The organism is Sneathiella sp. (genome assembly GCF_036960985.1).
GTDB lineage: Bacteria > Pseudomonadota > Alphaproteobacteria > Sneathiellales > Sneathiellaceae > Sneathiella.
In genome coordinates this window covers 55,429-67,169 of sequence record NZ_JBALWD010000021.1, presented here as the reverse complement: position 1 = coordinate 67,169, position 11,741 = coordinate 55,429, and the positions used below count along the sequence as shown (strand labels likewise).

8 protein-coding genes are annotated in these 11,741 nt (G+C 47.8%); 3 read left to right on the top strand and 5 right to left on the bottom strand.

The genetic code is table 11. From position 1 onward, the window contains the following. From V7723_RS12900 to V7723_RS12880, 5 genes are all read right to left on the bottom strand, one after another. On the bottom strand, positions 1–1,724 hold a 1,724-nt coding region (locus tag V7723_RS12900; protein WP_443024226.1), incomplete at its 3' end, for a heavy metal translocating P-type ATPase. A gap of 102 nt (positions 1,725–1,826) precedes the next feature. Next, complete coding sequence (locus V7723_RS12895; protein WP_335684889.1) at positions 1,827–4,949, bottom strand: efflux RND transporter permease subunit; 3,123 nt, start codon at positions 4,947–4,949, stop codon at positions 1,827–1,829. Continuing rightward, positions 4,949–6,076, bottom strand: coding sequence for an efflux RND transporter periplasmic adaptor subunit (locus V7723_RS12890; RefSeq protein ID WP_335684888.1), 1,128 nt, complete (start codon positions 6,074–6,076; stop codon positions 4,949–4,951). The genes V7723_RS12895 and V7723_RS12890 overlap by 1 nt, the downstream gene beginning before the upstream one ends. A gap of 121 nt (positions 6,077–6,197) precedes the next feature. After that, complete coding sequence (locus V7723_RS12885; protein ID WP_335684887.1) at positions 6,198–7,019, bottom strand: enoyl-CoA hydratase; 822 nt, start codon at positions 7,017–7,019, stop codon at positions 6,198–6,200. A gap of 5 nt (positions 7,020–7,024) precedes the next feature. Then, positions 7,025–7,636 carry a glutathione S-transferase family protein gene (locus V7723_RS12880; protein WP_335684886.1) on the bottom strand — a complete coding sequence of 204 codons (612 nt, stop codon included), beginning with the start codon at positions 7,634–7,636 and terminating at the stop codon, positions 7,025–7,027. Positions 7,637–7,901: 265 nt separating this feature from the next. On the opposite strand from V7723_RS12880, the gene V7723_RS12875 reads away from it, so the two are divergent. The 3 genes from V7723_RS12875 (at position 7,902) to V7723_RS12865 (ending at position 11,729) form a co-directional block, all read left to right on the top strand. Then, positions 7,902–9,302, top strand: coding sequence for an MFS transporter (locus V7723_RS12875; protein WP_335684885.1), 1,401 nt, complete (start codon positions 7,902–7,904; stop codon positions 9,300–9,302). A gap of 151 nt (positions 9,303–9,453) precedes the next feature. Beyond that, positions 9,454–10,086 carry a TetR/AcrR family transcriptional regulator gene (locus V7723_RS12870; protein ID WP_335684884.1) on the top strand — a complete coding sequence of 211 codons (633 nt, stop codon included), beginning with the start codon at positions 9,454–9,456 and terminating at the stop codon, positions 10,084–10,086. 143 nt (positions 10,087–10,229) lie between these two features. Further along, positions 10,230–11,729, top strand: coding sequence for a flavin-containing monooxygenase (locus V7723_RS12865; protein WP_335684883.1), 1,500 nt, complete (start codon positions 10,230–10,232; stop codon positions 11,727–11,729). Positions 11,730–11,741 lie beyond the last annotated feature (12 nt).

Below are 11,741 nucleotides of genomic sequence, written 5' to 3'. Positions count from 1 at the left end.
CCGGCAAACCTATTTCCCATGGAAACGAACATTATGGTTTTCCCGTCCTGTTGCAGTGCCACACTTTGTTTTTCCAAGGCAGATATATCGATATTTTGCTCGACCATCATAGCTTTATTACCAAGAGCGACGACGATTCCACCGATGTCACCGCGGACACCTTTGCCGGTAATCGCCTCAAAATTTTTCGGGTTCACCGTTGTCGCTTTTCGGGCGATGGCGCCGTTGATGATGGCTTCGGCAAGAGGATGCTCCGAGCCTTTTTCAAGCGAGGCCGCGGCGGTAAGCAAATCGGATTCTGTCACCGTCGCCATGCCGATCACATCGGTGAGCTTTGGCTTGCCTTCCGTGAGGGTACCGGTCTTATCTACGACAAGAACATCGACTTGCGCGAAGCGTTCCATGGCCTCGGCATCGCGGATTAGAACGCCGGCAAGCGCACCGCGACCCGTCGCCGTCATAATCGACATAGGCGTTGCCAGGCCAAGAGCGCAGGGGCAAGCAATGATAAGCACGGAAACAGCGGCGACAATAGCATGTATCATCGCTGGAGAAGGGCCAAACACAGCCCAAACAACAAAGGCTAACAATGCGATCAGGACCACAATTGGGACAAACCAGCTGGCGACTTTATCCACTAGGCCCTGAATGGGAGCCCGCGAGCGCTGCGCAGACGCAACCATCCCAACGATTTTTGACAACATCGTGTCGGCACCAACATGTTCGGCTATCATTATTATTGAGCCATTGCCGTTGAGCGTTCCGCCTGTCAGGACATCCCCTTCGTTTTTTTCTACAGGGACAGGTTCGCCGCTGATCATGCTTTCGTCTACAGACGAACGACCCTCCAATACAGAGCCATCGACAGGAATACTGTCGCCGGGCCGTACACGTAGTTTATCACCGGACAGAATATTCTCGATAGGGACATCCTGCTCCGAGCCGTCCGGGTCGACACGTCGGGCTGTTTTTGGTGCGAGATCCAAGAGAGCCTTAATCGCGGACCCCGTGCGTTCACGGGCCCGTAATTCCAGTATTTGTCCTAGAAAAACGAGCGCAATGATGACGGCGGCAGCTTCGAAATAAACTGGAACGACATTTGCGCTAGTCTGGAAAGATGGTGGAAAAGATCCCGGGAATAGCGTGGCAACAAGGCTATACCCGTAGGCCGCGCCAACGCCGAGCATGATCAAGGTCCACATATTTGGGCTTCTATTGATAATGGAAGACCAGCCTCGCTTGAAAAATGGAAGGGCAGCCCAGAGAACTACTGGCGTTGACAAAGCAAGTTCACACCAGATCGAAACACGCTCTCCCAACCATTCCCGGATCGGTAATCCAACCATGGGGCCCATGGTCAAGATGAGCAGGGGGATTGCCATAAAGGCACTCACCCACAGCCGCCGCGTAAAATCCGCGAGTTCTGGATTAGGTTCTTCTGTCCCGTCCGGCACGCCCATGATTTCAAGCGCCATTCCGCATTTCGGGCAATCACCAGGAATATCCTGAACGATCTCCGGATGCATAGGGCAGGTATACTCAGCACCTTGAACCGGGGATGTGTTGCGCCGTGCTGGTCCGCCGCTTAGGTAAAAAACGGGATCCTGGATAAATTTATCGGCGCATTTTTGTGAGCAGAAATGATGTGTCTTGTTGTCATGATCTGCGGAAGGTGTCGATGCTACGGGTGTGACCTGCATGCCACAAACGAGATCTTTTTCCATATCGATGGACGGCTTTTCGGAAGAAGCCGTCGACAAGCCCTGATCATCTGTGCTCACGGCACACTCCTCGTGTTGATCTACATCAAAGAAAACAGGTTAATATTAGCCTTCAGAAATTGGCTTCCAGCCGGTTTTTTCCCGAAGCCATTGGAAGGAGACATATAACATGGGGATGAGTAGCATGCCAACAGTTGACGCAGCCAACATACCTGAGAAAACAGGAACCCCCAATGCAACCATGGCACCAGAGCCTGCGCCAGTGGCAATAACCAGGGGAACAAGACCCATGATAAAGGCGAAACTCGTCATCATAACAGGGCGAAAGCGAAGGCGCGCGCCCATGACCGCTGACTCAATGAGCGGATGCCCCATATTACGTTGTTCGAGGGCAAAAGTGTTAACAAGAATGGCATTTTTGGCCGCTAGCGCGATAAGTACGACGATTCCAATCTGGGTATATAAGTCGAAACTTAAACCGGCTATTTTGATACCGGTAATGGCACCCAAGACGGCGACAACAACGGAAGATAGGATAGCTAGCGGAATACTCCAGCTTTCATATAAGGCGACCAAGAACAAATAGGCGAAGACAAAAGCCAAGCCAATGACCAAAGGAACCTTACCGGCGGCCTCAACCTGTTGCAGGGCAAGGCCTGTCCATTCATAGGTGTAGCCGTCAGGCAAGCTCGCTTCAGAAATGCCGTCCATGACCTGCATGGCCGCACCAAGCCCGCTGGTTGCAGCAGGCGTACCGTTTATAGAGGCAGCACGATAGTTGTTATAACGCGTAATCTGATGCGGGCCGCTCGTCAAACTTGCTGTTGCAAAACTGGAGATTGGCACCATCTGTTGATCGGCGTTCCGAACCTGTATGGAATATATATCATCTATTCTGGAGCGGAATTCTTGAGATCCCTGTACATAAACGGTCCATGTACGCCCGAAAAGATTGAAGTCGTTCACATAATAACCGCCGAGCTGGCTTTGCAACGCCGTAAAGATATCCGAAATTTTGACTCCCAACGCTTTTGCTTTGTCTCGATCTATATCCAGTTGAACCTGCGGTGTATCTGCTTCAAAAGTCGAGAAAGCGGCGGTGATATCAGATGACTGATTTGCCTGAACCACGATCGACCGAAGAACAGCGGACATATCACTGGCGCTTTGGCCTTCAATAGCTTCAAGCACGTAATTAAAACCGCCGGCATTCCCAAGCCCGTCAATCGTTGGGGGGTTAAGCGGAATAAAAACGGCGTCCGCAACGGGCGCCAGTTTTTCCATGGCGCGCTCAAGAACAGCGGGCGCCCATAACTCTTTTGTCTTACGTTCGGCGTAAGGTTTGAGATTCAAGAACATAACGCCTGCATTCGATGATGCTGTATTACTGAACAAGTCCATTCCTGCTATACGCCCGGTCATCAGTACAGCGGGGTCTCCTTGCAGTAATTTGGACATTTCCTTGCCCACGGCGACGGTCCGGTTCAAAGAGGCACCAGCAGGAAGTTGGAAGACAATCATCACGTACCCTTTGTCTTCCTCGGGCACGAAGCCAGCGGGTGTGGAGAGCATACCAAATCCAGCCACACCGCCGATCCCAATTGCGATGACAATAGATATAGCGGCGACCCGGACAAGCCTCCGGACAACATAGGAATAGCCATCACCGATCCTGTTGATAAACTTGGTGACAGGGCGCATAAAAATGATCGGTTTTCCCGGCCTTAAGAACAACGCGCAGAGTGCGGGTGACAAGGTCAGCGCATTCAATGCAGAAATAACCATAGCGGCGGAGATGGCAATGGCAAATTGTCTGAACAAAACACCAGAAGAACCCGGTAAGACCGCAACCGGTATAAAGACGGCGAGGAGGACGAAAGTGATGGCAATGATTGATCCGGAGATTTCCGTCATTGCCTTATGGGCTGCTTGCGCCGGTGTTAAATCGGGCTCCTCTTCCATAACCCGTTCCACATTCTCGACAACGATAATGGCGTCATCAACAACAATGCCAATGGCGAGGACCAGGGCGAGCAACGAAATGATGTTCGCGGTGTAGCCGAGGAAGTAAATGATGGCGATAGACCCAATAATCGCGACGGGTACGGCGATAAGCGGAATCAGCGTCGCGCGAATACGACCTAGAAATACGAATACCACAAGGGCGACAAGAACGAAGGCTTCGAGCAAGGTCTCAATGACTTTATTGATCATATCATCGACAAACTCTGCGCTATCGACGAACTTGTGATAGGTCAGGCCCGATGGGAAGCGTTTGGATAGCTCAGCAATTTTTTCTGAGACAGATCTCGCTGTAAAAACGGCATTGGCGCCTGGCGCTAAATAAATAGCCAAACCGGCAGCCGGGGCTTTTCCAAGGTTAAGTTTTTGCTCAAAGGATTCAGCGCTCAATTCGATTTTTGCCACATCGCCGATGCGAACAATTGATCCATCTTCCTGAGCCCGGAGAATAATATTTTGAAATTCCTCGACTGTTGAAAGCCGGCCTTCCGTGCGCACGGTAAGCTGGAGACTCTGGTCATCAGAGATAGGAGAGGCGCCAATACGCCCGGAAGGTGCCTGGACATTCTGATTTTGAATGGCGGTGATAATATCCTGATTGGATAACCCAAGATTTGCCAACATTGCCGGATGATCGACCCAGATCCGCATGGAATAGTCGGACGCGCCAATAATTTCAGCGCTGCCAACGCCCGGAATACGTTTTATTTCGTCTAGAATATTGATTGTGATGTAGTTACTTACGAAAATTTGGCCCAAGCTGTCATCTGGAGAAAAGAACCCAAAAATTTGAAGAACGGAACTTGATTGTTTTTGTACGGTTATGCCGGTCTCTTGGACCGCGGCGGGCAGATCTGATAGGGCCTGACTGACGCGGTTCTGTGTATTGACCGCCGCGAAATCGGCATCAGCGCCGACAGCAAAAGACACCGTCAGCAAATACGAACCATCGGCACCAGACACCGAGTTCATATAAATCATGTCTTCCACACCATTGATGGCGCTTTCAATCGGTTGTCCAACGGATGCGGCAACAACTTCCGCACTGGCGCCAGGATAGTTTGCCGAGACCTGAATAGTCGGTGGGGTGATCTCCGGATATTGGGAAACAGGGATGACTGTCATGGAAAGTAAGCCCGCCAACGTGATGACAAGCGAAATAACGATGGCAAATTTTGGTCGACGGATAAAAAAGTCGAAAAGCATCAGTTGCCCTCGGCGCTATCTGCAAGCTTCGGCGTGACCTGCATGCCTTTACGCACCTTTTGAAGGCCACTAACAATCACTCGGTCTCCAGCTTTCAAACCTTCATCGATAATAAGGTTCAGGCCTCGTTGCTCACCGGTTTTTATCCGTCGAATTTCTACTATATCCTTTTCATCAACGGCATAAACATAAGGTCCTTGCTGATCCAGCAAGAGGGCGTCTTGCGGCATAACAAGCCGTTCGTCTTTCTGTTTTTTCTCGATTAGGACGGTGACCAGCATTTGGTCAACCAGTCGGAATTTCGGGTTTTCGAATTCGGCACGCACGGTAACTGTGTTGGTGGCGCTGTTGGCACTCGGCTCTGCATAAACGATTTTTCCGGGTAAACTATATACTGTATCATCAGCGAGGCGAAGCTTGACGACGACGCTATCGGCGCCTTTTCCTTCAGATGTAAGATGGGTGAAATGTCGGTCTGGTACAGGCCAGGCGACCTGCATAGGATCTTGCGAGACAAGCAAGGCGAGTGGGTCACCGGATGGGCCAACAAGCGATCCTTCTGTTTCGGCGGCTTTCCCTATTCTTCCGGAGATCGGGGCTTTAATTTCCGTATATCCTAGATTAATTTCAGCAAGATTTAGATTTGCTTTGTTGGCGTCAACATCGGCAAGGGCCTCATCATATTTTGCCGCATTTTCATCGAGCTGCGCCTGCGAAACGACGTTGCGTCCACGGAGTTCTTTGGATCGTTCCAAATCAACCTTCGCCAGCTTTGCAACAGCTCTGGCATTGGCGAGATTGGCCTTGGCTAGCGCAACATCTGCTTCATAAATTTCTTTCTCAATTTCGAAAAGCGGATCACCTTTCTGAACAAAGGAACCTTGTTCAAAGGCGAGAGGGCCAAGATAACCTTCGATGCGAGCTCTAATTTGCACTCGCTCCCTGGCTTCAACACGACCGAAATAAGAGAATTGCTCACCAATCTCTTCTGCTCTGACTTTCGCGACAAGAACAGCTGGCGGCGTGGTTTCACTTGTCGCAGACTGGGAAAGGGCGGGGGTAGGGCTCAAAAATACTCCCATTATTCCCAAAGTGAACGCAAAATATCCAAAAATTGCCGGTTTCATAATCTCTCCAAGAAATTTTGATATTTATTTTCGTACATACTCACATTTACAAACACGGGAGTAAACAGGAGAAAACAGGGCCAATTTGATAATGTGTGTAACAAACTCCGCCGTGTTTTTTCTACCGGCCTTTGAAATTTGGGGTCCGTTTTTCAATAAAAGCCCGTACCGCTTCTTTGTGATCCTCGGTTTGAGCCGTTTCAACTAACCGTTCCGCTTCTGAATCGAGGCAGGTAAGAAAATCCATATTAACCGCATCGTCCAAATTGTCTTTCATGTATTGAAGTGTGACCGCAGGTCCGTTTGCCAACGTTGTGCAATATTTTCTGCTTTCAGGCATTAAGGTATCATCGGGGAAAAGTTGATTGACGAGACCAAGGCGCAAGCATTCTTCAGCGTCAATTTTGGCTGCTGAATATAATAGTTCTCGGGCTTTCGCGGTTCCGATCAATTGTGTCAACAACCATGCAATACCATAATCTCCACTTAAGCCAACGCGCGCATATCCGGTACTAACAAAAGCCGAATCTGAGGCAAAGCGAATATCGCAGGCAAGGGCGATGGAAAGACCAGCGCCGGCTGCGGGGCCTGGCAACGCAGCGATGGTTGGTTTGCGTACAGCCCTGAGTGCGCCAGTTAAAGTGCGTTGCCGAACTTTGAGCCGCTCTACCTTTTCTTCCCGTGTCATTTCCGATTTCGTACTCTGTCCGCCCATGCCTTTAACGTCGCCACCGGCGCAAAACGCAGTTCCTGTTCCTGTGATTAGAAGAGCGCCGACTTTATCCGAAGATCCACATTCCTTTATCATTTGACGCAAAGCGGGTGTCAATTCGTCGGACAAGGCATTCCGGGCGTCGGGCCTATTGAGCGTGATGGTTGCGACGCGATCTTCTATTTCGCAAAGAAGCTGCTGGGTACCTGTATCGATAATCTGTGCCGTCATGGCTTTCAGCTCGCTGTTTCAGCAAAGCAAGGCCGTTCGGATAGGCGATCGAAATAACTGGCTAATACCTTATTTTCTTCAAGGTAATCTTTGGCCTCAGGGAAATTTCTGGCACTGGCAATCATTGGCATCAAAAAGCAATCAGCCATGGAAAAACTGTTACTTCCAAAAAAACCATCCTCAACCGCAGAATTCAGCAAGCCGAATATTTTGGGGAAACGTTTTACGCTTCTGTCAATTTCATCCCGAATAACATTGCCATCCGGATCTTTATTGAACAGGTATTGAACCGTATATTTTCGAATGAGAAGTTGGTCTATACTGGTTGCTGTCATGGAGACCCACTGGTTGATAATTGCACCTTTTTTCGGATCTTCAGGAAATAGTTTTGGCCCATCGAAGGCGGTGTCTAAATATCTTGCTATGGCTTGTGATTCAGCAAGCTCAAGACCATCGTGCCGCATGACGGGTATCTGGCCGAGTGGGTGAATGGCTTTCACTTCATCTGAATGAGGAAGGGCTTCAATATAGTCATAGGCGATGCCTTTTTCGCGGGCTGCCATGCGGACTGTTCGGACAAAATTCGATCTTGGAAACCCAATTATTTCTAATGTCATTTAAATTCTCCCTGTCAGATTGACCTTATACGGTCTTATTGTTCTCGATGTTACGCGTGACTATCGATGCAGTAATTATGTGTGGTATAGTAAGCCAATTATTTAAGTTCGATGCAAGAAAGTAAAGTAACTGTCAATTTAGAAGAAATAGCCAAATTCCTGCAATACCGCAGTTGAGCAAAAGGGCTGACCGAAGAATTGTCAACCTGACCAGAGCTGGGCACTTGTGGGAACCCGTTTTCAAACCTGTTCAAGGGCGTGATGCATGGCGGAATTTAAACTAGGGGTGGTTACTAAGTTTTTTTATGGGCTCGGCGCGGTAGCTTACGGTGTGAAGGATAACGGCTTCACAACGTTTCTGATGATTTACTATAATCAGGTTTTGGGGTTGTCTCCGTTTTACACCGGGTTGGCAATTTTAATTGCGTTAGCGGTTGACGCGTTTTCCGATCCATTTGTTGGACATTTATCTGATAATTGGCGGTCACGGTTAGGGCGTCGCCATCCGTTTATGTATGCTGCTATTATCCCAATTTTACTCAGCTATTTTTACCTATGGAATCCACCAACAGAGTTGTCGGCATCTGAACTGTTCGTGTTTCTTACCTTGATTGCCGTTGCCGTTCGGCTCTTTATCACCTTTTATGAAATTCCCAATGCCGCTATGTTGGCTGAACTTAGCCGCGGCTATGATGATCGAACCGCTTTAATGAGCCTACGAAATACCATGGGCTGGCTTGGTGGTGTAGTTATGGCGATTTTCGCTTATGTTTTCTTTTTGGTACCAACTGATACTATTGAAACCGGTGTTTTGAACGCCCAAGGCTATCAATCCTTTGGCATGCTTGCAGCCATAGTTATGGTTGCGACAATGCTGATTTCAGCACTTGGAACGCACAAATTAATCCCTCTTTTGCCGCAACCAACGGAAAACGAGGGCGGGAGTAAACCAACATTTCGGCGTAATTTGAAAGTTGTATTTGCAAATCCATCATTTCGTGCATTGTTTATTGCTTCGCTTTTTTCAATGATGGCGTTTGGCGTCATTATCACTTTACAGATTTATTTCGCGACATTTCTGTTTGGACTGGATAACAATCAAATCGCGTTCTTCCCACTCTTCATGATTCTGGCAGCATTGATTGCCCTCTGGTTGACTCCGAGATTGGCCCGCGGCTACGAGAAACGCAGTGTCGTTCGCTTTTTGGCCCTTGGCTGCCTTGTGATTACAAATATTGCTTTGATTTTAAAATTACTCGACTGGCTACCGGAAAACGGTGATCCACTATTGCTGCCTATATTGTTGATTCATATACTGGTGTCCACAGGGTTTCTTGTGGCATTACAAACCGTTTTTGGATCAATGACAGCTGATTTGGTTGAAGATACGGAACGGGCGACAGGACACCGTATCGAGGGGCTATATTTTGCGGCGATCTCTTTTTCGAAAAAAATTGTTTCCGGATTGGGAATTTTTGCATCCGGTATATTTCTCAGCACGGCAAATACGGGCGGTCAACCACTGACACTGTCGACGATGATTGATGTGAGCTTTGTTTATATTCCGTTCGTGATGCTGCTATATTTATTAACGTATGTTTTTTGTGGAAGATATGTATTGACTCGTCGAATGCATGATGAAAATTTATCTACATTAAAAATGTAGGTGTAATTCTACTTTAAATAATACTATTTGCTAGGTTGCTCACCTATTTGCTAGTTTCGTTGATAACGTTTGCTTCCAAAGTTGCTTCTTGGCAAAGAATGGCTAAAATTCTCGCGTAAAAAATGTAACGGGATTGTAGAAGTAGAGACAAATGGCGAAAACTCTGACACAAAATAAAATAAAAGTAGCTGCTCAAAAGTTATTTGCTGAAAAAGGAATGGACGGTGTAAGCGTTCGCGAAATAGTTGCGGCCGCAGGACAGAAGAATATGGCCTCCCTGCATTACTATTTTCGGACAAAAGAAGATCTGGCGCGCGTTCTTTTGCTTGATGCTGCCGAAGTCATTGATGCTGAACGGGTCAGGCTGATGGACGCCACCGAAGCAAAGGGTGGACCGAATAGCGTTTATGAAGTATTGGAAATTTTTGTCACCAGTTCTGTCTTGTCGAACAATGACCCGCGCTCAAATAGTAATGTTAGGCTATTTCTACAGACGTTCCAAACAGACGCTGAATTCGTCCAAAAAACAGTCGCAAATTCCGGGGATATTGGCTATTTTCGTTGCCTCGCTCATTTAAAGGAAATGATGTCTCATCTCGAAGACGCAACCATGAAGCGTCGAATTTATCTTATGCAACATTATGTTTATAATGCGCTGGCCGCACGGGAACGTGCGAAATCCGTGACCGGGCCTGAAACACCTCTTTGGGAAGGTGATGGTATGATGAAAGAACTCCTGAAAACAGCCGAAAATTTGCTTCTTGGGCCCACAGTCACTGATTGATCTAAAGCTGTAAATTTCTCGGGAAAGTGAAATTTTTAATACCTTTGACTTAAATTTATGTTCCGCTAGTATTTGTTTTCAAAATTGGTGACTGCGTTCGATGCGGCGGCGCAAAAGGCTTTAGAAAACAAAGAAGTGGTTCAATGAAGACCTCCGGCGACGCGCGACCCGTATCCGATGCAACAATATTGGATGTTTTGATTATCGGGGCCGGGTTTTCCGGCGTGTGTATGGGCGTGAAATTGCTTGAGGCCGGAATTACTGAGTTTGTCATTCTGGAAAAAGAAACGGAAATTGGCGGCACTTGGCATAAGAACTCCTACCCTGGTGCGGCCTGTGACGTTCCGTCCCATTTTTACTGTTTTTCTTTTGCTCCCAATCCAGATTGGTCCCGCGTATACTCCCCGCAACCGGAGATACAGGCATATATTAAAAAATGTGCTGATGATTTCGGCGTGACGCCCTATATCAAGTTTGATAGCGGCACTGAGCAAGTTGTCTTTAACCACCAAAATCAATTATGGTCGGTTCGCCTTCCTGACGGCCGTGAATATAGCGCTTGCCATCTTGTCATTGGTTCCGGAGGTCTCAATATTCCGTCCGTTCCGGAATTCACAGGATTGAAAGGTTTTAAGGGTCCGGTTTTTCATACCGCACAATGGCGTCATGATGTCGATTTGAAAGACAAAAAAATTGTGGTCATCGGAAGTGCTGCGAGCGCCATTCAGGCCGTTCCGAAATTGGCAGAAATAGCCGAAAACGTCATTATGTTTCAAAGAACCCCAAACTATATATCGCTGCGAATGGACCGGGCCTATACTCAAGCCGAGAAAGATGCGTTTCGCCGGTCTTCCTTGCGCCTTAAAATGCTTCGCTGGAAGATTTTTTGGCGGTTTGATTTGTTGCGGGCACCTTTGTTCAAACGAAAATCCTGGATGCGTTCACGCGCGGTGCGATTTATTGACGACAATATGAAAACGGTGATCAAAGATCCCGAACTACAGGAAAAATTGACACCGAGCTATGAGCTTGGTTGTAAGCGCATCTTAATTTCCGATGATTTCTACCCGGCCCTTACCCGTGACAACGTGTCAGTGGTCACAGAGGGCATTCAAGAAATTACTCGAAAAACGGTGGTGGATGAAGCTGGCATACATCATGAGGCGGACGCAATTGTCTTGACCACTGGATTTGATCTGCAAAAGCAAATGACGTCCATTGATCTGATTGGCCGCGATGGCCATTCCTTACGAAAACTCTGGGCGAACGAGGCTTCTGCGTATCATGGTGCTATGGTTCCGGGCTTTCCAAACACCTATTTTGTGACGGGACCTAATACAGGTGTCGGGTCAACTTCCGTTGTGTTCATGATAGAAATGCAAATTAAATTTATTATGAAATGTATAAAGGAAGCCGGTCGCACCAAACTGATTGAACCTACGGATGAGGCAACGATATCTTACGATCATACGATGCAGAAAGATCTTCAACAAACAGTCTGGGCGACCGATTGTAAAAGCTGGTATAAGGATGAAACTGGACGTATTGGAACACTTTATCCACATACGGCGCGTCGATTCAAAAGTGAGAAACGCCAGCTTAACAAAGCGGATTTCAATATCATATTAAAAGCGATGTCCTGATTGATTGTGAAT